Origin of the sequence: Caloramator sp. E03, assembly GCF_006016075.1 — a bacterium.
Lineage (GTDB): Bacteria > Bacillota > Clostridia > Clostridiales > Caloramatoraceae > Caloramator_B.
In genome coordinates this window covers 2,354,069-2,376,393 of the sequence record NZ_CP040093.1, presented here as the reverse complement: position 1 = coordinate 2,376,393, position 22,325 = coordinate 2,354,069, and the positions used below count along the sequence as shown (strand labels likewise).

The 22,325-nt window shown below is 30.5% G+C and carries 18 protein-coding genes and 2 riboswitches; of the genes, 5 read left to right on the top strand and 13 right to left on the bottom strand.

Annotated elements, in window-relative coordinates; genetic code table 11:
- Nucleotides 1-8 precede the first annotated feature (8 nt).
- Entirely contained in the window at nucleotides 9-1,064 is a 1,056-nt protein-coding gene (locus FDN13_RS11395; protein WP_138980500.1) for a hypothetical protein, read from the top strand.
- A 70-nt stretch (nucleotides 1,065-1,134) separates the two neighbouring features.
- Here the strand turns inward: FDN13_RS11395 and FDN13_RS11390 are convergent, their stop codons facing one another.
- A complete protein-coding gene (locus FDN13_RS11390) occupies nucleotides 1,135-1,836 on the bottom strand; it encodes a peptidoglycan-binding protein (RefSeq protein ID WP_138980499.1) in 702 nt (233 codons plus the stop codon).
- A gap of 179 nt (nucleotides 1,837-2,015) precedes the next feature.
- Between FDN13_RS11390 and FDN13_RS11385 the strand changes: the two genes are divergently transcribed.
- The gene (locus FDN13_RS11385; protein WP_138980498.1) at nucleotides 2,016-3,422 is read left to right on the top strand and encodes a PIG-L deacetylase family protein; all 1,407 of its coding nucleotides are present in this window, start codon (nucleotides 2,016-2,018) and stop codon (nucleotides 3,420-3,422) included.
- A 25-nt stretch (nucleotides 3,423-3,447) separates the two neighbouring features.
- Here FDN13_RS11385 and FDN13_RS11380 read toward each other — a convergent pair whose 3' ends face one another.
- The 3 genes from FDN13_RS11380 to FDN13_RS11370 all read right to left on the bottom strand — a co-directional run bounded on the left by FDN13_RS11380 (nucleotide 3,448) and on the right by FDN13_RS11370 (nucleotide 7,148).
- Nucleotides 3,448-3,924: a hypothetical protein gene (locus FDN13_RS11380; RefSeq protein WP_138980497.1), complete on the bottom strand. Its 477-nt coding sequence runs from the start codon at nucleotides 3,922-3,924 to the stop codon at nucleotides 3,448-3,450.
- A gap of 14 nt (nucleotides 3,925-3,938) precedes the next feature.
- Nucleotides 3,939-5,213, bottom strand: a complete 1,275-nt coding sequence (locus FDN13_RS11375) for an ArsB/NhaD family transporter (RefSeq protein WP_138980496.1) — start codon at nucleotides 5,211-5,213, stop codon at nucleotides 3,939-3,941.
- Nucleotides 5,214-5,402: 189 nt separating this feature from the next.
- Nucleotides 5,403-7,148, bottom strand: a complete 1,746-nt coding sequence (locus FDN13_RS11370) for a Na+/H+ antiporter NhaC family protein (protein ID WP_138980495.1) — start codon at nucleotides 7,146-7,148, stop codon at nucleotides 5,403-5,405.
- A gap of 107 nt (nucleotides 7,149-7,255) precedes the next feature.
- Nucleotides 7,256-7,431, bottom strand: a riboswitch (Lysine riboswitch).
- A gap of 219 nt (nucleotides 7,432-7,650) precedes the next feature.
- On the opposite strand from FDN13_RS11370, the gene FDN13_RS11365 reads away from it, so the two are divergent.
- Nucleotides 7,651-8,766, top strand: coding sequence for a phosphodiester glycosidase family protein (locus FDN13_RS11365; protein ID WP_138980494.1), 1,116 nt, complete (start codon nucleotides 7,651-7,653; stop codon nucleotides 8,764-8,766).
- A 288-nt stretch (nucleotides 8,767-9,054) separates the two neighbouring features.
- On the opposite strand, the gene FDN13_RS11360 is transcribed toward FDN13_RS11365, so the two are convergent.
- Nucleotides 9,055-9,522 carry a pyridoxamine 5'-phosphate oxidase family protein gene (locus FDN13_RS11360; protein WP_138980493.1) on the bottom strand — a complete coding sequence of 156 codons (468 nt, stop codon included), beginning with the start codon at nucleotides 9,520-9,522 and terminating at the stop codon, nucleotides 9,055-9,057.
- 241 nt (nucleotides 9,523-9,763) lie between these two features.
- Between FDN13_RS11360 and FDN13_RS11355 the strand changes: the two genes are divergently transcribed.
- Nucleotides 9,764-9,925, top strand: coding sequence for a CDIF630_02480 family spore surface protein (locus FDN13_RS11355; RefSeq protein ID WP_138981089.1), 162 nt, complete (start codon nucleotides 9,764-9,766; stop codon nucleotides 9,923-9,925).
- A gap of 35 nt (nucleotides 9,926-9,960) precedes the next feature.
- Here FDN13_RS11355 and FDN13_RS11350 read toward each other — a convergent pair whose 3' ends face one another.
- The 8 genes from FDN13_RS11350 to FDN13_RS11315 form a co-directional block, all read right to left on the bottom strand.
- Entirely contained in the window at nucleotides 9,961-10,461 is a 501-nt protein-coding gene (locus FDN13_RS11350; RefSeq protein ID WP_138980492.1) for a gamma carbonic anhydrase family protein, read from the bottom strand.
- A gap of 105 nt (nucleotides 10,462-10,566) precedes the next feature.
- On the bottom strand, nucleotides 10,567-14,091 hold the full coding sequence (nifJ, locus tag FDN13_RS11345; protein ID WP_138980491.1) for a pyruvate:ferredoxin (flavodoxin) oxidoreductase: 3,525 nt from the start codon (nucleotides 14,089-14,091) through the stop codon (nucleotides 10,567-10,569).
- A 98-nt stretch (nucleotides 14,092-14,189) separates the two neighbouring features.
- A complete protein-coding gene (locus tag FDN13_RS11340; RefSeq protein WP_138980490.1) occupies nucleotides 14,190-15,683 on the bottom strand; it encodes a MutS-related protein in 1,494 nt (497 codons plus the stop codon).
- Nucleotides 15,683-17,206 (bottom strand): MutS-related protein, encoded by a 1,524-nt coding sequence (locus FDN13_RS11335; RefSeq protein WP_138980489.1) that lies wholly within the window; start codon nucleotides 17,204-17,206, stop codon nucleotides 15,683-15,685. Before FDN13_RS11335 ends, FDN13_RS11340 begins: the two co-directional genes overlap by 1 nt.
- A 50-nt stretch (nucleotides 17,207-17,256) precedes the next feature.
- A riboswitch (Fluoride riboswitch) is annotated at nucleotides 17,257-17,319 on the bottom strand.
- Nucleotides 17,320-17,397: 78 nt separating this feature from the next.
- A complete protein-coding gene (locus tag FDN13_RS11330; protein WP_138980488.1) occupies nucleotides 17,398-18,675 on the bottom strand; it encodes an SH3 domain-containing protein in 1,278 nt (425 codons plus the stop codon).
- A 138-nt stretch (nucleotides 18,676-18,813) separates the two neighbouring features.
- The gene (locus tag FDN13_RS11325) at nucleotides 18,814-19,659 is read right to left on the bottom strand and encodes a DNRLRE domain-containing protein (RefSeq protein WP_168190154.1); all 846 of its coding nucleotides are present in this window, start codon (nucleotides 19,657-19,659) and stop codon (nucleotides 18,814-18,816) included.
- A gap of 32 nt (nucleotides 19,660-19,691) precedes the next feature.
- A complete protein-coding gene (locus tag FDN13_RS11320; protein WP_138980486.1) occupies nucleotides 19,692-20,936 on the bottom strand; it encodes a glycosyltransferase family 4 protein in 1,245 nt (414 codons plus the stop codon).
- Nucleotides 20,929-21,492 carry a hypothetical protein gene (locus FDN13_RS11315; RefSeq protein ID WP_138980485.1) on the bottom strand — a complete coding sequence of 188 codons (564 nt, stop codon included), beginning with the start codon at nucleotides 21,490-21,492 and terminating at the stop codon, nucleotides 20,929-20,931. The genes FDN13_RS11320 and FDN13_RS11315 overlap by 8 nt, the downstream gene beginning before the upstream one ends.
- A gap of 135 nt (nucleotides 21,493-21,627) precedes the next feature.
- Between FDN13_RS11315 and FDN13_RS11310 the strand changes: the two genes are divergently transcribed.
- Nucleotides 21,628-22,296, top strand: coding sequence for a DUF6385 domain-containing protein (locus FDN13_RS11310; RefSeq protein WP_138980484.1), 669 nt, complete (start codon nucleotides 21,628-21,630; stop codon nucleotides 22,294-22,296).
- Nucleotides 22,297-22,325: the final 29 nt, after the last annotated feature.

Genomic DNA, 22,325 nt, shown 5'->3' with positions numbered 1-22,325 from the left:
GGATAACCTTGAGTCAAAGGTATGATAAAGAAAAAGGATTAAAAAGAGAACAAAAAATTTTATTAACGGTTTCAACATTAGTTCTTTCTCTTCTTATTCTATTTACAACCTATTATTTTATCCAAAAAAAAGAAGATTCAAACTATATAAATTCATTGTACAAGCAAAAAATAATCATTGATTCTGTGAATAAAGAAGCTTCACAAACTCTAAAGGATATTGACCAGCTTGATGTAAATGATATTACAAAACTCAATGATATAATATCAAATTTATCAAAGTCAGAAAGCACCTTTCAAAAAGTTATTAACAGCTTAAATGAAATAAAACCTTTACCAAAATATAAAGCTCAATTTGATAATTTAGTTCAAGGAGTTACACTCAATAAAAAAATATATACTCAAACGCTTCTTATACTAAAAAATACAAAATCAAACAACTTAAAAAAGGCAACCAGTGACCTTGAAGAATATATAAAGCAAACCTATCAGCACTATGAAACATCGAAGTTAGATAAGGTATACATAATCCTTCCCTCAGATATCCTTGCACTTTCTGATAAAGTATATCAATATGCTTCGAGAGCTTATAGCGATTTTGAAGCTAAATCAAGGCTTTTGGAACAATATACAAACTATTTTTCTTCAATGGATAAAATAATTTCAGACTATCAAAACATAAAAACAAATCTTTCAAAAGAACTTGAAGATATTAGAAATGGAAAATCAACCCTTGAAAATGTATATATAAAAATTGAAGATAAGCTTTCAAACTTAGATTCAATATCAAAATCTTATAATAGCCTCTCAGTACCCGTTAAGGTTGCACAGCAGCATCAAAAATTCAATACTTTTTTAAATGAATATTCAAACTACTGTTTGGATTTTAAATCCAACCTTTATAAACTTGAAGAGGCTGGAAGTGATCAATTGAAGCTAATGGAAGTCAATATGCAATTTGATAATCTAAACAATCAATTTAATTCAATTACTGATTCCTTTTTTAGTTACCTCGATAAATATAACGAAATCAAATCTCTCTTAACGGATTTTAAAAATCTATAAAAAAAGGATTTATATACTGCTATCTTAATTTATTTACTTTAATAAGCAGTATATAAATCCTTTTTAAATTCTATGGATTTAATATGAATTTTTCATCTAAATTATTATAAAAATCATATCCAAAACAACTTTTTACTTCTAATCCATTATTTTTTTGATAATTATTCACTGAAGCTTTCAAATTATTATCATAAATTCCATTAGGATATCCACTATAGTATCCTAATTTTTTTAACTTGTTTTGAATTTCAAAAACTTCCCAACCTATATCTCCAACTTTCAAAACTTTATATTTATTAAATATTTTATTATATTTTTCAATTCTTATCTGTGTACCATACTGTACGTCTTTATAAATTTCAAGCATATCTTTGTTTAAAAGCTTTATACAACCTAATATTGCATTATTATTTATTTTAAATGCATGATTTTCTCCATGTATGATGTAATATCCCCAACCTGTATTAATTATTATGCCAAAACTGTGATTCCAAACATATTTACCGTTAACAGCCCAGTTTCCTTCGGGAAATGAAGAGTATGCCATGCAATCTTTTATTATATATGACTTAGTAATTTTATTATCATATAGTACATATATTTTACCTGTATACTCATCTATAAGCAAGCTAATATTTTTTACTGGTTTTAGTACTTCAATACTTCTTTTTTGTTTTAATACACTATTGCTTTCTAAAAAAGTAAATGTCCCGCCAATTGCAACAAGTATACACATACTTATTATTACAAAAAGCAAAGCCACTCTTCTCATCCCATCCCCCCTTACATATTAATATATGCTCTTTATTGCAAAATAGAAGTTAACTCTCTAAAGTATAGCTATTTAGAATTATTTTAAATAAATTCAATATTTATCAAAAAATACTTAAATATATAATGTTATAATAACTATATATTAAGAAATTCTATTTTATGCTACTGGTGATTTGAATGAAGATAAGCTTAAAGAAATTCATCTCATATATAACGTTACTTATAATCACATTTTGCATTTTATTTTTATCAAGGGAATTTATTTCAAATTATTTTGCAAAAGTTAATTTAAACGAGCTTAATATAAACTTCAATAACAAAAAGTTGTTAATTATAGCACCTCATAATGATGACGAATCTCTTGGTGCGTGTATGCTTATTAAAAAAGCAATTATGGAGCATGGAAAAGTCAATGTTGTATTTATAACTAACGGAGATGGATTTAAAAAAGCAGCTATAATTAACAATCTAAAAATTCGAATTAAACCATTAGACTATATAAAATTTGGATATGAAAGGCAAAAAGAAAGCATCAAAGCATTGGGTATTGTTGGAGTTAGCCAAAATGACATTATTTTTTTGGGGTATCCTGATGGGGGAATTGACAATCTATGGATGAACAACTGGGATAATAAAAACCCTTATACAAGTCCCTATACTCACTGCAACAAATCCCCATACTCTAACTGCTATAATAAATCAGCAATTTACTGTGGAGAAGATTTAGCAAAAGATATTGAAGAGATTATACAGGATTATAAACCTGACTATATAGTATTTCCTCATGCCAATGACCGGCACCCTGATCACTGGGCAACCTACTGCTTTGTAAAATACGCACTCACTGATTTAAAATATAATGCCAAGGAGATTTTATACCTTGTTCATAGAGGAGATTGGCCAGCTCCTTTAAAAAAGGATACTTCAATAAACCTTATACCTCCAGCTAAACTCATCAATACAGGCACAATTTGGTATAAGCTAAGTTTAAATAATGATGAAATAGAATTAAAAGAGAAAATTATTCATTCATATAAAACACAAATAAAAGCACTTGCTCCTTTGATGAATGCTTTTATAAGGAAAAACGAACTTTTTGGGGAGCTTGATAATAAAGATATGGTTACATTTGAAAATGATGATTCTAAAATTATTCCGAACAAAAATAATAAAATAATATATGACCCTACACAGGATGAAATTAAGCTCAATATAAGCAAAAGCTCTGATATAAAAGGAGTATATGCCGAAATATCAAATCAAGATAACCTTCATATATTTTTAGAAACAACCAGAAACATAAACAGATATATAACTTATAATTTCAATATATTCTTTTTTAACAACGAAGTTAAAAGGCTGAACATTTCTATATACAATAATAGGATGATATTAAAAACAAAATCTAAATTGTCCATAGTAAATACTAATGGAATATCTTTTACTAAAAAAGGTCATTTAATTCACATAGTTATAAGTAAAAATATCATTAACGAATTTAAACATATTTTTATTAATGTAAATACTTCATTTAAAGGAGAAATTCTTGATAATACTGCATGGACAATGGTTGATATAAAATAGCCCTGCAAAACTTTGCAGGGCTATTTTATAAGCTTTCAGGATCTTTTTTAAAATATACTCTTTTATCTGGGATTGCATTATCAGATATCTTCTTTTTAACTATATCTATTTGCTTAAGTAAATCATCAAAAACATTTTCATCAACTTTATAGTATAAAAATAAATCCTCTAAATTTCTTGCCGCCTCAAGTATTTTTATATTTATATCTAAAAACTTATCAAATTTCCCACTTTTAATTACATTCTCAAATTGTTCAACATCAATCTTAATCATTTCTACAACATCTTTTAAATTTTCAAATACACCAGCACTCATTGGATAGGGTTTTATTCTTTGAAGGAAGTATTTATTCTTAAGGTTTATATTATATGTATAAGTTATTTCATATCCATCTTTATTAAACTTTACAAAGCATTGCTTTCCTAAAAAGCATGTAACTTCAGCCCCCATCTGCCTCAGCATCATCTCATGCATAGTTTCTTTTACATCAATATCTTTCATAATTCAACCCCTCCCTATCTTAATTGAAAGATTAATAAATAAATAGTTGATATTATTATAGAAAATATCATTATTGGAAAACCTATTTTCATAAAATCTTTAAAGGTTATTTTATAACCCTCTTTTTCCATAACCCCAACTGTTACAACATTTGCTGAAGCACCAATTAAGGTTCCGTTGCCTCCAAGACATGCTCCAAGGGATAATGCCCACCACAGCGGAGTTATATTTATATGGGATATTGCCCCAAGACCTTTTATAAGAGGAATCATAGTTGCAACAAAGGGTATGTTGTCAAGAAAGGCTGAAAGAATCGCAGAGGACCAAAGTATTATTATTCCCGTTAAAGTTAAATTACCCTTTGTTAAGTTTACAACTGCCTTTGCAAGTATATCTATTATTCCAACCTCTTCAAGAGTTCCTACTATTATAAAAAGGGATATGAAGAAAAATATAGTAGGCCATTCTATTTCAACTAATATTTCATCAACTTCAATTCCGCTTATTAAAAGTAGTACAGCAGCACCAGTTAGAGCAACAGTTGAAGATTCATATTTTAAATGCTCATGCATAAAAAATCCAAGTATTATAAAGCCTAAAACAATAAGGCTTTTATATAAAAGCTTTTTATCTGTAATAGCCTTTAATTCGTCAAGCTCCATAATCTGTTTTTTTAGTTTATCATCCACTATAAGTTCATTTTTATATATCCTTCTTATAATTATAACACTAAGCAGAAGAATAATAAAAGTTACAGGAAAAAGATTTGTTATAAAATTTAGAAAACTAAGGCCTGCCTCAGAACCAATCATTATATTAGGAGGGTCTCCAATTAAAGTTCCAGTACCTCCAATATTAGATGCTAAAACTTCAGACATTATAAATGGTATTGGAGTGATTTTAAGAAGTTTTGAAATAACAAGAGTTATTGGAATCATAAGAAGTATTGTGGTAACGTTATCTAAAAATGCTGATAATAATCCTGTCATAACTCCAAAGAGAATTATTATCCTCATAGGCTCTCCCTTTGCAATTTTTGCCGTTTTAATTGCTATGTATTGGAATAGCCCTGTCCTTTTTATTATTCCTACAACTATCATCATTCCTACAAGTACCCCAACGGTTGTATAATCTATAAAACTAACTGCATTTTTTTCATTTATTAATCTTATTATAAGAAGAAACATTGCCCCTATCATAGCTGCAACAGTTCTATTTATTTTTTCGCTTACTATAAATATAAATGTAATTATAAACACTGCAATTGTTACAATCTGTGTAAAGCTCAAAATATCACTCCATTCTATCTAATTTTCTGCAATATTTAATTTGTTCGATTAGATACTTTTTTATTACAATTTATACACCACCTTTTTAAGACTAACAAAAAAATATTATACTACAATACGACATTATTTGGCAAAATTTTATATTAAACTTTTAAAATGAGGAATAAAAAAAGCCCTACTGGGCTTTTTTTATTCCTCAACAGGTGCTTCTATAACCTTTTCTAAAACATCCTCTTCAACTGGTTTTCCAACAAAGTATACCAAAAGACCTGTTATAGCAATTGAAAAAGGTAAAACGACATAAACAGGAATTCCAAGTCCTACTGGTATATATCCAAATAGTACTGTTACAATTGCTACTGCTATTGAATACCAAAGCTGGGTTTTAGTATGATCCATGTGGTCGCAGGCTGAACCCATTGACGATAGTATTGTTGTATCGGATATAGGTGAGCAGTGATCACCGAATATTGCCCCGGTCAAAACTGCCCCGGCACACATTACAACATAAGACTGGTCAGGGGATATAGCATGGGCAAGGGGTATTGCAAGGGGCATTAATATTCCCATCGTTCCGTATGAAGTGCCTGTTGCAAAGGATATTATAGAGCCCATTATAAATATAATCGCTGGAAGTGAGAACTTTGGAATAGCATCAGATAATATTGAAGTTAAGAATCTTGCTGTTCCAAGTTCCTTTATAACTCCGCTAAGTGACCATGCAAGAAGAAGTATAACCCCTGTTATGATAAGGGATTTCATACCCTGAATCCATGTGTCTATTGCTTCATTTAAAGTAAACATCTTCTTAGATATTCCCATAATCATTGCAACTATGCAGGCAAACAGTGCAGACTGGAAGAGAACAACACTGGCATCTGATGCACCAAAGGCTTCTCTTATAGCGTTAAAGGATGTTGGAGCTGTTGTCAATAGATTTATAAGCTCCTTATCTTCTCCTGCCATTATCGCATTATATCCATTGTAATAAAATCCTGCAAAGGCACCTATAATTAGAACACCTATTGGAATAATCGCATTCCATACACTAAGCTTTATTCCTTCCTTTGGTTCAAGACCTGTAGCTTCAGCTGATACCATTGGCTTTGCATCATCTGACAAAACCTTTCCCTCAAGTCTTGCTCTTCTCTCAGCTTTAAGCATAGGCCCAAATTCCCTTAAAAAGAGAGCTGTAAAAGCAATAAACATTAGTATTAAAATATTATAAAATCTGTAAGGAATTGTTGAAACAAATATACCATAAGCATTTACATCTTGGCCAATTCCTGCATAAGCATCTTTAATTAAGCTTATCTCATATCCTACCCAAGTAGATATAAGAGCAATACCAGCAATAGGTGCTGCTGTTGCATCAACTATGAATGCAAGTTTTTCTCTTGAAATTTTAAGTTTATCTGTAACAGGTCTCATAATAGGACCAACAATAAGAGAATTAGCATAATCATCAAAGAAAACAAGTATACCTAAAAGCCATGTTATAAGCTGTGCACTCGTTGGTGTTTTGGCTTTTTTAGCAAGGCTTTCAGCAATTGCCCTTGCTCCTCCCATTTTAGATACTAAAGCTATAAGCCCTCCAATTGCAAGACATTGAAGTATTATACCTGCATTCCATGGATCAGCAAGGCTTGAAAGAATCCTTCCAACAAACATTAAAAAAGCCTGGAAGAGTGCATTAAATACATTATTCCCGCTTATATTTAATAAAAACGTTCCAGAAAGTACACCTATTGTAAGAGATAAAACAACGTTTTTAGTTATAAAAGCAAGTACTATTGAAATAAGAGGTGGAAGAAGCGTTAATGCTCCAAACTTTTGTGCATTTTCAGCAGCAGGATTGCCCTCTGCAAAGGCTAAAGTCACAGATAAAATTAAAAATAAGACTGTAAAGATGAGAACTTTGTTTTTTCTTTTCATTTTTCTCCCCCTTAAATAAAAATAATTTAAATTACGGAGGAGAGACCATCAAAACAAAAAAGCCCTGAGAATCACTCAAGGGCACAAACACACTAATGCATGCCTTTTTGAATGATAGCTCTCCACAAATAAAATTTGTGACAGTCCTGCATATATTCTATGCAGAACCAGCTATACAGCCTTAAAGCATCAGCTGTATGCTTCGGCGATATTTCCTTTCCTGAAGCCTCATCGTGCTTGCCTTAGCTACAGTACTCTTAAATACCGCACCTCTATCACCAATTTTCGTTTTTATCATTATACAATTTATTTTTTAAGAAATCAATAATAATTTATTAAAAAACAGTCTGGGAAATAATGTTTATTAAAGCTTTTTCTTTGATATCAATAAATTCAAATCATTTATATAATAAATTATAAATTTTTTTATTTTATTATTGATATAGCTTGTACATTAAAATAAAATATTAAACATGAGTATTAATTTCTATGGGTGATTAAAATGTTAGATACATCTTTTAATAATATGAATAATACACAATCTGTTATTTTAACGCGAAAGCAAAAAAGGTTACTTGAGATTGAAAAAAGAAAAAAAAGAAGAAAAAAGAAAATAACAAAACTTTTTCTTTTACTTATACTTTTGTTTTCTTGCTATATTAGTATTGTATTTTTAGATATTCCTTATATCTCTAAATTAAGAAATATATATATAGAAACCGCTATGACTACTGCTGACCACAAGTGGCTTGCCACTTTGTTTTTTCCTGATACAATAATAAGAAAAGTTATGAATAATAAAGTTACAAACAATAAAATAGTATCCGTTACAAAGATAAATAATAAGGAAACTACAAATGACATATTAAAGCAAAGTAATCTTAAGGTTGGAGATTTAGATTATGCAGGAAATGAGATAGTAGTAAATGATATTGAGCAAGGAATCATAATTTCAAAAGTTAAAGGAACAACTTTTCAAGGTAAAATTGCACTTATTGATGATCCATCAAGGGTTTTTATTGGAACAACTGATAGAAAAGGTAAATCAGGAAGATATATACTTGATTTTTTAGATATGTACAATGCTGTGCTTGGAATAAATGCCAGTGGTTTTAATGATCCAAATGGAAAAGGTAGTGGTGGCAGCATTGTTGGCCTTACCTATTCTAATGGTGAAAGCTGGGGAGAGTATACAAACGTCTATGGAGTTGTAGCTTTTGATAAGGATAACAGATTAATAGTAGGAGGAATTGAAGATTGGGATAAATATAACATTCGTGATGGTGCACAATTTTCTCCTGCATTAATAGTTAATGGTGAAATGGTAATAAAAGGTTCTGCAGGCTGGGGACTTCAGCCAAGAACCATAGTCGGTCAAAGAAAAGATGGAGTTGTAATGTTTCTTGTAATAGATGGAAGGCAGCCAGGCTATAGCCTTGGCGCAACTATGGAAGACTGTGCTAACGTTATGATGTCTTATGGTGCAGTTACTGCTGGGGCTTGTGATGGCGGTTCTTCATCGATTATGGCTTATGATGGCAAAATAATTACAAAATGTTCCTCACCTTCAAAGGTAGGAAGGCTTCTCCCTAATGCCTTTTTAGTAAAAAGAAAATAATAGATATTTTATAATATTACTGTTGGTTTTTGTTTAAAAAGATGATATTAAAAGTTGCCAAAATATAAGCTTTAGGCTATTATTAAGTCCCGTAAAGGATTCCTCTTAAACTTACTCATTTGGCTATGCAACTTTTGCTTTTTTTGTTTTCAAAAGTTTAAAAGCAAAAGTCGCTAAATCTTATGAAAGATGCCTTTTCAAAATCCTTTATGAATTTTTTCAAAGTTTCTATCACAAAAAGGATCTGCCTGCAATCTAATCATACAACAAAAATCTAATAACTTTAAATTATGCTTTTCTTTTTTTTCCTGATATATGCTCTATTTCTATTTTAAATACCTTAGTCTTATTCTTTGCTTTTTCTATATACTCAGCTCCCTCATTTATATAATCATTGCAGTATTTCTTTATAAGTTCAAAAAGTGCTTCTTCCTTTTCTTTTTCTTCTAATTCTTTTACTCTTCCAAATACAATTACGCTTTCATAAGCCATGCTGAATTTTTTTGAAATTATATCTGCCTTGCCTACAACACAGAAAGAAACTTTATTATTAAATTTAAAATTATCTATCTTTTTTCCTTCAACAGCACTATGAAAAAAAATATTGCCCTCTTTATATACATAGTTTACAGGTACTCCATAGGGATATCCATCTTCTCCTATAGTTGAAAGGACTCCAAAAATTCCTTCACTTAAAATTATTTTGCTTTCATTTTCTTCCATCTTTCTATCTTTACGTCTTAATTCTCTAAACATATTATCCTCCAGATTTTGTATTTTATTATATACTATCATAAAAGATTATGAATCTTCAATTATAATCTTATTTTTAAGTCAACACCCACGGACAGTTACTTATTATTTGTAATTAAAAAATAAAGATTAATAATCAATGTTTTTTAGTTAATTTTAAATATTATTTGTTACTGAAGTTATAAAAAAAATAATATGGGTTACTCTAATAATGATTTATATGTTTAGGATTGGAGGAATGCTTATGGCAAAAAATGAAAAACGTTTTAAAGTTCAGCCAATAGAAAAGCATACAACCGCAGCTTGGGCAAATGTCTCTGGTGTTAAACCTATTTCAAATGTTTCAATACCCGATGAACTTAATGTATCTGAAGCTAAAGAATGGGTAGAAACAAACGAAAAATAATTTTTAAAGCCTGTGCTTTAAAACACAGGCTTTCCTTATTTATATATTTTTGCAGTTTCAACATAGTGCATTGCATATTTTTTTATTTGATATATTTCATCTTTCGTAAGCTCTCTAATAATCTTTGCCGGTGAACCAAAGCATAAGGTATTAGGAGGTATTTTATAATTTTGAGTAACAAGGCTTCCTGCACCAATAATGCAATTTTCCCCTATTTCAGCACCATTTAAAATAATACTTCCCATTCCTATGATACAATTATTTCCAATATTACAACCATGTATTATACAATTGTGTCCCACTGTTACTTCATCTCCTATTTTAGCTGGATAATTTATATCTGTATGTACTGTGCAATTATCCTGTATGTTTGTATATTTTCCTATAGCTATTTCCTCTACATCTCCTCTTAATACAACGTTAAAAAATATACTGCTGCCCTCGTCTATTTTTACCTTTCCAATTATTGTACTATTTTCTGCAATGAAGCAACTGCTATGTATTTTAGGATAATCATCTTTAAATTTTATTATCATTTTTTCACTCCTCTTTTAATTTCATGTTTAATACTACTTTATTATAATTTTTTATATAAGCAAATTAAAGAGCTATGAAGAAAAACTCCATAGCCCTTTTTAAAATTAATATTTTTGCTCTGCAAAGCGCTTATATGTTTCAAACCTTTCCCTTGCATCTTCTTCAGCAGCTTTAAACAGCCTCTCTGCAATCTCTGGGAATACGTTCTTTAAAGAAGAATATCTTATTTCACCTTCTATAAAATCTCTAAATGATTCTGTAGGTTCTTTAGAATCAAGTATGAATGGATTTTTACCTTCATATTTTAGCATAGGATTGTATCTGTAAAGGTGCCAATATCCTGCTGCAACTGCTTTCTTTTGCTCTGCTATGCTCGTTCCCATCCCTGTTTTTATTCCATGATTTATACATGGAGAATAAGCTATTATAAGGGACGGTCCTTTATAATTTTCCGCTTCTACTATTGCTTTTATAGCCTGATTCATATTAGCACCTAATGCAATTTGAGCAACATATACATAGCCATAGCTCATTGCCATAAAGCCAAGATCCTTCTTTTTAATCTTTTTACCTGATGCTGCAAATTTTGCAATAGCACCGGTTGGAGTTGCTTTAGAGGACTGCCCTCCTGTATTTGAATAAACTTCAGTATCTAAAACTAAAATATTTACATCCTCTCCTGAAGCCAAAACATGATCAAGTCCTCCAAAGCCTATATCATAAGCCCATCCATCTCCACCTATAATCCACTGTGAACGTTTTACAAGAAAATCCTTTTTCTCAATTATTTCCTTAAGACTATCCTTTCCAGAATAATTGTGTTTTTCAAGTTCCTTTATTATCCTTGCTGCAGCCTCTTTAGATTTTTCGCCATCATCTTTAACTTCAAGCCACATTTTAAAGGCTTCCTTTAAATTATCGCTAATTGGAGCATCAAGGCACTTTCTTATAATATTTGCAATATGCTCTCTTATTTGCTTTACTCCAAGCCACATTCCAAGCCCAAACTCTGCATTATCTTCAAAGAGCGAGTTTGCCCAGGCTGGTCCTTTTCCTTCAAAGTTTACAGTATATGGAGTTGAAGGAGCACTACCACTATATATAGAAGAACACCCTGTTGCATTTGCAATCATCATTCTATCTCCAAAAAGCTGGGTTATAAGTTTTACATAAGGAGTTTCTCCACAGCCCGGACATGCACCATTAAATTCAAAGAGAGGCTTTGCAAACTGGCTTCCCTTTACAGTATATTTATCAACCTTATCATCTTTAGGCTTTACCTTTGCTGCAAACTCCCAATTTTCAGATTGTGCCTTAATCTGCTCCTCTGCCATTTTCATTACAATAGCTTTTCCTGGTGCCGGACAAACATCTGCACAGCTCCCACAACCTGTACAGTCAAGAGGGCTTACCTGTATCCTGTAATGTAATCCTTCAAGTCCTTTCCCAACTGCAGGTTTTGTTTCAAAGGTCTGTGGTTTTGTCTTCATCTCCTCTTCATCTAAAAGAATTGGCCTTATAGTAGCATGAGGGCAAACATAAGCACATTGATTACACTGAATACACTTATCCATTTGCCACTCAGGTATCATGACAGCTATGCCACGCTTTTCATAAGCTGCCGTACCGTTTGGGAAAGTACCGTCTTCAATGCCGTTAAATGCACTAACAGGAAGATTATCTCCTTCAAGTTTTGCCATTGGTATTTGTATATTTTTTATAAAATCTGGAACATTTTCAATGGGCTTTTCTTCTTCTTTAGCCTCTGCCCAATGGTTAGGTACGTTAACTTTTACAAGAGCTTCTATTCCTTTATCAACTGCTTCACAGTTCATATCAACTATCTTCTGACCTTTTTTGCCATAGGTTTTGCTTATTGAATCTTTAAGGTATTTTACCGCATCTTCAACTGGTATTACGTTTGCAAGCTTAAAGAATGCAGATTGCATTATCATATTTATTCTATTTCCAAGTCCTATTTCCCTTGCTATCGACACTGCATCTATTATATAAAAGTTGATATTATTTGTGGCAATATACCTTTTTATTGAAGCCGGCAGTTTTTCATCAAGCTCTTCTACCCTAAATGGGCAGTTAAGTACAAAGGTACCTCCCTTTTTAAGGCCCTTTAATATCTCATAATGATATATAAAGGATACATTATGGCATGCAATATAATCAGCATCATATACAAGATAAGGTGATTTAATAGGCTTTTTACCAAACCTTAAATGGGATACTGTAGTTCCACCAGATTTTTTACTATCATAAGAAAAATATGCCTGAGCATAAAGGTTTGTATTGTCACCAATTATTTTAACGGCACTCTTATTAGCACCAACAGTTCCATCGGAACCAAGTCCCCAGAACTTACAGCTTATTGTTCCTTGTGGTGTTGTATCTATAATCTGCCCTTCATCAAGAGATGTATTGGTAACATCGTCTTTAATTCCAATAGTAAAACCATCTTTAGGATTGCTACTCTTTAAATTTTCAAAAACAGATAGAATTTGTGATGGCCTTGTATCCTTTGAGCCAAGCCCATAACGTCCTCCAATAATTACTGGCTTATTGTCCTTATTATAGAAAAGCTTAACAACATCAAGATATAGAGGCTCTCCAATGGAACCTGGCTCCTTTGTTCTATCAAGGACTGCAATCTTTTTAACAGTCTTTGGTAAAACCTTGAAGAAATATTCACAACTAAAAGGTCTATACAAGTGAACCTTAATTGAACCAACCTTTTCTCCCTTTGCTGTAAGGTAATCTACAACTTCATCTATAGTATCACAAACAGAACCCATAGCAACTATTACATATTCAGCTTCACTATGCCCATAATAATCAAATGGATGATAAGAATGTCCACTTATTTTTTCAAATTCTCTCATATAGTGTTCAACAATGTCTGGCACTGCATTATAGAATTTATTTGATGCCTCTCTTCCCTGAAAATATATATCCGGATTTTGCGCTGTACCTCTTGTTACTGGATGTTCAGGGCTTAAAGCTCTATTTCTAAATTCAAGAACAGCGTTATAATCAAGTATACCTGATAGATCCTCATTATCAACTATTTCAATCTTTTGGTACTCATGGGATGTCCTAAAGCCATCAAAAAAATGGATAAATGGGACTCTTGATTTTATTGCACTAAGGTGTGCAATACACCCCATGTCAAAGGCCTCTTGAACACTTGATGATGCAAGGAGTGCAACACCTGTCTGTCTACATGCCATAACATCCTGATGATCTCCAAAAATAGATAGTGCATGGGTTGCAACTGCCCTTGCACTTACATGTAAAACACCAGGCAAAAGTTCCCCCGCCATTTTATAAAGATTAGGAATCATAAGAAGTAGCCCTTGAGATGCCGTATATGTAGTAGTTAAGGCACCAGCCTGAAGTGATCCATGCATCGCACCAGCAGCCCCAGCCTCTGACTGCATTTCAACTACTTTCACGCTTTGCCCAAAAATGTTTTTTTGCCCATGGGCAGACCATTCATCAACATTTTCAGCCATAGGCGAGGATGGAGTTATTGGATATATTGCTGCAACCTCTGTAAAGGCATAGGATGCACGTGCAGCAGCTTCGTTACCATCCATCGTTTTCATCTTCTTTGCCATAATAATCCTCCTTTTTAATAATACTCATATCAGTTTTATTATTTCTAATTGGAGTATAAAAATACATCATTTTTTAAATGGATGACTATTTCTGTTTGCTATTGATTTTCAAATATTTTTTTATATAGGTCTTCTCCAAAGCTCGTTTGCAGAGGCTGTGCTTCAATTATCTTAAAAGTTCTTTTTCCATCGTTTTGCCTTTCAGCCCTCAGAAAAACTGCATTTTTCAGCTTCTTTTCATAAAATCCATAGGCAAGTTCAAAAAAATGAGTAACAAAGAAAACTTTAATATTTTTTTCCAACAACGCCATAACGATGTCTTTTGCAATCTGAGAACCTTCCCTTTCATTAGTTGCTGAAAAAGATTCATTAAAAAGTATAATAGAATTAGGTTTAATATTATCAATGATATCGCTCATCCTTTTTAATTCTTCATCAAGTTTTCCACTTCTCATGCTATTATCTTCTTCCCTCTTATAATGAGTAAATATTCCTTCACATATATTGGCACTATAATATTCTGCTCCAACAAACATACCACATTGCATCATAATTTGAGATATACCTATACTCCTTAAATAAGTTGACTTTCCTCCTTGGTTTGCACCTGTTATTATATAAAGATCTTTATTTTCAGAATTCAAATCATTTCCAACAACATTTCCTATTTCAAGAGCAAGACATACATCATACAAACCAGTAAAAGAATGTTTTCTTGTACTTGACTTTAATGGAACTGGAAAAGTTGTTTTAACACCTAACTCTAAAAGCTTATTATATAGGTTTAAACAAGATATATAAAAGGCTAACTCCGTTTTTAACATGGTAAAAAAGCTCAAAATATGTTCAGCTGATTTTGCAATTATATTTGCTACCTCGTTAATTCCCCTATCCCTTATTTCCGAGAGCATTCTTGCACCACTTTCATCACGATCATCTATATAAAAAGTAAAAGAAGTTGTTCTATTGTAAAAAATCTTCTCAATAAAACTTTTCTTTTCATTTTGAGGCTTACAAAGCATATAATTAATACCTTTATTCCCTTTACCCAATTCCATACTAATCAAAGCACCCTCATTTAGCCTTAACTCTTTTAAGCAACTTTCAACCTTCATAAAATATTCATTATCAAGTTCCCTATCTATCATTTTAAAAAAATTCTTAAATCCTTCTGATTTAAAATTGTAAGAATTATCCTCTGAAATCTTTTTTATTTTTTTTAGCATTTCTACAAACATTTCAAGAACATCTATTGAACTATCTAATATAGCAGCAGGATATCGTGTGAAAAATCCAAAATAATATTTTCTTTTATTTGTTATAGCTTCACAGGCAATGTTATACAAGTTTCTAACAATTGATGAATTATTAATACAATCTTTTAAAATGTTTTGCCTGTAGATTATCGTATCCAAATCATTAATACTTAAAAGCAAAGCTTTTTTAGATACTTCAAGTAAAAACTCATCACCCATAGACATAGAATAAAACAATACATTCAAATTTAAATCCTTTATAAGTTCTTCTGAATAAAATGGTAGTTTTTTATTTATATCAAAATCCTTATCTTTATACATCAAAAGAGCTTTCATTATTTAATTCTCTCCTTTACCCAATCATAAGTTAACCTATATTTTTCAGCAATAGATACAGCATAAGAAAGCCCATCGGCATTCTTTCTTAAAATCTTAAAGGTTCTTACATTGGGGTCATTAGGCTCAACAGTACTAACAAGGCTTACCGTTTTTTCATTAAAAGATGTTAATTCATATATAAAAGTTACACAGACACATAATAAATCAAGCTGGGATATTCTCCTCATTATTTCTTTTCCTAAAAAGATAGCATCTTTTAATGTTGTTGAAGCAAATATTTCATTAAGAATTACAATGCTATTATGTGTAGCTTCGTTTAGTATATCATGTATCCTTATTAGCTCATCTTGAAGTTTGCCATTATTATTGTTAATATCCTCTTCCTTTTCAAAATGAGTAAAAAGTTTATCATATAAAAACAGCTTTGCATCTCTGCCTGGGACAGGAAGTCCTAAGCTTGCAATATAGTGAAGTTGCCCAAACATACGTGCAAAAGTTGTCTTTCCTCCTTGATTAGGACCTGTAACTACAAATATACGTTCCTTATCTTTAAGATAAAAATCATTACATACTATATCTGATTTTTCATTTATAAGCTTTGTTGCAAGAGCAATGTCAAAGGCATCATAAGCATAAATGTTCTTTGATATATTTACATCAGGATAACAAAAAGAAAGTCCATTCTGTATAAATATTTTCATATATTCTATATAGGATATATAAAATTGTATTTCTCTATCAAAAGCTTCTATTGTTTTATCTAAATAATTAATATTTTTCTCACAGAAATAATCAAGGTTTAAAAATAAATCCTCGTAAAGCTTAGCTACTAAATCCAATATCATAGCTTCAACATGATTCATTTCTATATAGTCATTAAATTCTACTCTATAATCTTTAACTACACCTTTTTTAAATTTTTCAAAAGTCTTATCTACCTCTTCACAATAATCCTTTTCATTTTCATATTTTTTAACTCTTACTTTACTTCCCTTAATATGAACACAATATTTTACTTCTGATAAATCCTTCTTTAATTTCTTTGTTTCATTTAAAAGAACAACAAAACTATTTGATTTAATATAGGAATTTATATAATCACGAAAAGCTATAAGCCCATTGGATTTTAAACAAATAGAATTAAGATCTTTTACAAGAATATTAACTGCATCACAATATATTTCAACCCCATCTAAAAACCATCTTTCCTTTTGATATTTATAAATCATTTTATCTGCTTTTTTTAAATACTCCCTCATCATGCACATATTCTGTGCAAAGGATTTTATGCTATTAAAAAGCTCTTCCTTTTCTAAATCCTTCATTATTTCATGCCTGTAATTGACTTCCTCCACACTTTTTAAAGGGCTATAAAAAAATGGGGCTAAGTTATAATCATTTTTTCCTAAAGTTATCGTATTTACTATCTTATCAAGATTTAAATCCTTAAAATAAGAAGGCTCTTCCTTTTTTATATCAATATCCTCAAACTTTTTAAATAAAATGCTGCAAAATAACATTAAAACCTCCTCCTTAACATAATAAAAATAAAACAGCTGATAACTCCTACATTAACGTAGAAGCCATCAGCTGTTACCAGCAATTCACAGGGAGCTTCATCCCTAAAGATAATATATCATTTTTTTGTCTTTTATACAACATTTTCTAAATAAACTAATTTAAAGATTCTCTTACCAATTTGTAAAAAATTTTATTCTTCAAAATCCAATACCTTTGTAAACTCTTCAATAAATGTTTTTCCATCCGCTCTTTTAATAAGAGCTGATGTTACCATAACAGTATTTGCAGGAGCAAATTCATATTTATCACCTATTTTTTCTCCATATCCATGAAATGCATGAATAATATATGGTCTTTTATCTTCCATTCCAACATACATCATAACATGTCCATCCATAAAAACTGCAGCTCCAGGTTTTATTTTTTCAAAAAGATTTACTCTATCTTCAACTGACATTTCATTATTAAATTCACAAACTATACCCTGTGCATTCTCTTGATCATCAGCATTTCTTGGAAGTTTAAATCCAAAACATTTGTATGTATACATTATAGTACTTGAACAATCCCTGCCTTTAAAGCTATCCCCCCATCCATACCTTTTCCCGAGGGTTTTAAATACCTGTTTTAAAATATTCTCTCTTGTGTAGGGTAAATATCCAAAAGACACATCTTCTGTTATAGGAATAAGTGCATTTTTTATTTCAAAATATCCTTTATCATTTCTGACAGCAAGCTTTACAACATATTGTCCAACAGTCAACTGATTATCTAATGATAAAGGTTTATCTTTTTCAATAGGAATTTTAGTTCCCATTGTAAACTCAACATTGGATATCCTCCTGTCGAAAGGATTATATACAGTATGAACATGTTCTCCTGTAACTACAATAAAGTCTTTACTTTCTACATAATCAAAAATATCTTCCTTTTTTCCAACTGCAATATCTTCTGCCCTTACCCATCCAAAGTAGTTATACATTATAACAAAATACCACTTTCTATCACTGCTTTCATGAAGTATAACCAGTGGTTCAAAGGCTTGACACCCTGTTTCCTGAAATCTATCAAGTTCTTTATCCACAGCAGTTTTAAACACAGGAGTATCATCAGGAAAACTTCTAAGGTCCGTATTTCTTACAGCTATTCCATACTTTATATTATTTTTATTTTTAATTCCGTAAATATTTGTATTATAAATAAGTCTATCGTAGAAATCCTTTTCCAATCTATTCCCGTTTATATCATACATAGAAATTTGTGGTATTTTATAATTCTCTATGATATTTAAAAGTTCTTCTTTCGATAGGTACTCTTTATAATTTTTAATATCAAATATCATTTTTGCCTTTTTTTGAGTCATTTCATTAAATTCCTCAATTTTATTTAAAGGCATTATAACTTTATTAGAATCACTAATTTTTTCAATCCAATATTTTGCATCAAGCATTTTAATATCAATATCCATCTTACATTCTCCAATCTTTTTTATAGTAAGTTTATAGTAATTTATCCTCTACATACTAAAGCTTTATTAATATTAATTTTACTATTATAAATTTTTTTTTACAAACATTTATTAAGTTGCTATAGATTAAGTTTAATATCATAAGTAAACCATATAGGAAATATACACTTTTAAAATTCCGTTTCCTGTTGATTGAATTAAAAGCCTGTAATATTTACTATATATTTTCGGTATTATATATGAAGTTGTTCCTGCTACTATTTTTTTTGAAAAATCCTGAATCCATATTACATTGTTAGGACTATACTGACTTGTAACCACAACATCATAGCTTCCTATATTATTAACAAACACAGTAGCCTGAATAAGATGGCTAAAATCTATGGGCTGGGATTTTACAGTACCATTTATATAATTTATTGTCTCTTCATAATCAAAATATCTTACAAACTTCTGTCCAGGAGGTGTTGGAGATTGAATGCTATATGCAATTTCAAGTGATGGTATATTATTGTAGTCATTATTATAAGCAGATCCAAAAACAAGCATATCCAATCTACTCTCCTCTCCTTTAATTAAAAGACCTTTATTTATTAATAAACCATTTCTCCATCTTAAAACTATATCTGTAATATTGATTTCTATTCTCCCTTTTCTTTTATATATCAAATTATAACTTAGTGGAATTTCTAAAATATTTGGCTGAAAATTATAGGTTGTAAAATCCCCAAAATCATCTAATAATGGATAAATATTAATAGTATATAATGATGATGGGTTTAATCTATTAATAAGATTAAGATATAATTTTGCAGAGATGATATCTATATTCTCTGGAAGTGAAGATAAGTCAAAATAAATATAACTTTTACATATATCTTCATTATATCTTCCACATTTTATTATATCACCTTTATAATTTTTATTAGGTTGACTTCTCTTTATCATCAAACTCTTTGTTGAAATAAACTTTCCTAAAAGCACATAAATCACCTCTGCAAAAAAGCCCATTCATGCTACAAATAATAAATAATATTATTTTTTGCCCTATTAAACTCACTTTCAAGTAGTTCTATCGTTCTATTAAAAGTATAGTTTTTAGCAGTTTTCATCCCATTTATTCGGAGCTTTCTTCTTATATATGGGGAATTTATCAGCGTCTTAATCTTATCTTTCAAATCCCTTATATTTCCTTTTTCATACATAAGACAGTTTTTATTGTGAACTGCATATTCCTTCACCCCTTCGTTATCAGAGGTTATAACACAGCAACCACTGGCCATTGCTTCAAGTGGTGGAAGGGAAAATGCTTCATAATAAGAACCTGATATATAAATATGGCTTTCTCTATAAAGCCTTGCTAATTCATCCTCAGTTGGACTTATACTATATTGTATATTCAACCTGCCTTCATAATAAATTTTAGATGGTATAGTTTGAGTTGCCCATAAAACACTAAAAGCATATCCTTCTTCTTTTAGTTCGTATAAAGCCTTTATAATATCATCATGTCCTTTAAATTTAAGGCTGTCAGAACCAACAATTAATATTTTAAAAGGGGGCTCTATTCTTTTTTTAATAGGATAAAAAACAGTATCATCAACTGCATTCGGAATCAATATAGACTTTCTATTAAAAAGTTCTTTTATTTTTTTCTGCATTATACTTGATACTGTAAGTATTCTTATAGGTAAATTGTACGCTGTATAGGCTGTATTTCTTATTATTGGCTGAATATCATTCCATTCAAATATATAAAAATCACCTTGAGACATATAATATTTTAAAGGTGCTGGTGCCATTAAAGCATCAACAATCAAATCATAATACCCTGCAATTACAATATCACAAGGAATTACAGCCCTATAAAGTTCAACATCTTCCTTAACCTGCCTATAATCGCACTCTGTTTTAAACCACGACATCATTGGAAGATGAGAATATAAAGTTACCTTATGCCCTCTTTTATTTAAAAAATTTGCCTGGTTTAACAATATTTTTAATCCACCTGTTTGAAAATTATGTGGAAGAAGATAGGCTATACTAAATTTATCTTTAAACTTTATATATTCTACTTCTTTACGTTCGTATTTAATATTTAAAATTTCAATCTTTGTTTTGCATATATTAACACTATCAAAATCCTCATCAATAATTGCTTTATTAAGCTCCATAATTATATCTTTGTTATTAAATTCTTCTACTAAAATATTTAGTCTTTTATTAAAATGATTAAATCGTATTTTTTCATAATCATCCATTATTTAATCTCCCTTCTAAAAGCAAAATTATTGATGAATTAAAGGCTGTCATAGGAAGTACCTCAACTTTTTTTATTTTATACTTTTTAAAATCAGAAACCCTCCATTGGCTTTTATGATTTTCCAGAGAATTATCAAGATATTTTTGGGGTGATGGTATAAATGGTACACATATTAAAAGGTTGCTACATTTTTCTAAAAAAACATCAATTATTTCTTCTCCTTCCTTTTTATGAAAATGCTCAAGTATATCAATCATAAGTATTAATTCATAATTTTTTTCAATTTTTTTAGCAATATCCTGTACAAGGTCAAAATACACTTTGTTATATACATATTCATAAATGGGATTTTTATAATTTGAATATCCTTCAATACCATCTATAACTATTTCCCATTTATCCTTTGAATATCTCTCCATAGAAATATCAAACATTTCCCTTAAAAGTACACCATATTTACCAAATCCAACTCCTACATCAAGTATACTTTTAGGTCTTAATGATATAACTATATCCAGTATAGTTGATATTTGTCCGTGATAGCTTGTTGGCATATTATCACCTCTTTTATTTCTGATTTATTATATGACATCATTTTGTTAATAAACACATTTTTTAACAATTTTTACTTAAAGAACATACTATATATAGCAGGAATGTATGATTTTTAAAATTCAGAGGTGAGTTTTATGCCTAATAATATAATATTTAACGAAACAGCTGAGGAATTAAAAGCCCAGGTCTTCGGATACAATGGTACCTCACTTCAATCCCTTCAACTTGATGCAAGCGGAAACTTAAAGGTAAGTGGAAGTATGACAATCTCAGGTCCTGTAACCGTTGTTGCTGAAAGTTTAAGCATTAGAGCTTTATCAGGTACTACTGACTCTGTTGCAATTTCAGGGACAGTAACTGTTGCAGGAACTGTAACAGTTGGAAATACGGTAACAGTTGTTGCTGAAAGTCTTAGTATAAGGTCTTTGTCTGCAGATACAGATACCGTTTCTATAGGAGGAACAGTTAATGTAATTAAGACAGGAAACTCCTTTACTGAAAACAATGCAACTATTACTGATGTTGCTGGTACCGGAGTTACCCTTTTATTTGACAGCTCACAGCAGACACTCTACTCCTACTATGTAAAAAATAATGCATTAAACACAATTCAAGTAAGACTTCAAATATCACCTACAAACAATGATGATTACTTTATATACGATCAAATAGTTGCAACAGATGTCCCTCCAGAATCTGCTGTTGTTATTGCTCCAAAATACTTCTTAAGATATACAAGGCTCTATTATGATACTGGAACCTATACAGCAAACTTTGAAGCCTACTGCAATGGGCATGTATAAAATCTGCCGGTTATCCGGCAGGTACATAG

Bases quoted from the DNA above. Each gene is read 5' to 3' on its own strand.
- FDN13_RS11390 (WP_138980499.1), bottom strand. From the start codon at position 1,836: ATGAGAAGAGTGGCTTTGCTTTTTGTAATAATAAGTATGTGTATACTT.
- FDN13_RS11385 (WP_138980498.1), top strand. From the start codon at position 2,016: ATGAAGATAAGCTTAAAGAAATTCATCTCATATATAACGTTACTTATA.
- FDN13_RS11380 (WP_138980497.1), bottom strand. From the start codon at position 3,924: ATGAAAGATATTGATGTAAAAGAAACTATGCATGAGATGATGCTGAGG.
- FDN13_RS11370 (WP_138980495.1), bottom strand. From the start codon at position 7,148: ATGAAAAGAAAAAACAAAGTTCTCATCTTTACAGTCTTATTTTTAATT.
- FDN13_RS11365 (WP_138980494.1), top strand. From the start codon at position 7,651: ATGTTAGATACATCTTTTAATAATATGAATAATACACAATCTGTTATT.
- FDN13_RS11360 (WP_138980493.1), bottom strand. From the start codon at position 9,522: ATGTTTAGAGAATTAAGACGTAAAGATAGAAAGATGGAAGAAAATGAA.
- FDN13_RS11355 (WP_138981089.1), top strand. From the start codon at position 9,764: ATGGCAAAAAATGAAAAACGTTTTAAAGTTCAGCCAATAGAAAAGCAT.
- FDN13_RS11350 (WP_138980492.1), bottom strand. From the start codon at position 10,461: ATGATAATAAAATTTAAAGATGATTATCCTAAAATACATAGCAGTTGC.
- nifJ (WP_138980491.1), bottom strand. From the start codon at position 14,091: ATGGCAAAGAAGATGAAAACGATGGATGGTAACGAAGCTGCTGCACGT.
- FDN13_RS11340 (WP_138980490.1), bottom strand. From the start codon at position 15,683: ATGAAAGCTCTTTTGATGTATAAAGATAAGGATTTTGATATAAATAAA.
- FDN13_RS11335 (WP_138980489.1), bottom strand. From the start codon at position 17,206: ATGTTATTTTGCAGCATTTTATTTAAAAAGTTTGAGGATATTGATATA.
- FDN13_RS11330 (WP_138980488.1), bottom strand. From the start codon at position 18,675: ATGGATATTGATATTAAAATGCTTGATGCAAAATATTGGATTGAAAAA.
- FDN13_RS11320 (WP_138980486.1), bottom strand. From the start codon at position 20,936: ATGGATGATTATGAAAAAATACGATTTAATCATTTTAATAAAAGACTA.
- FDN13_RS11315 (WP_138980485.1), bottom strand. From the start codon at position 21,492: ATGCCAACAAGCTATCACGGACAAATATCAACTATACTGGATATAGTT.
- FDN13_RS11310 (WP_138980484.1), top strand. From the start codon at position 21,628: ATGCCTAATAATATAATATTTAACGAAACAGCTGAGGAATTAAAAGCC.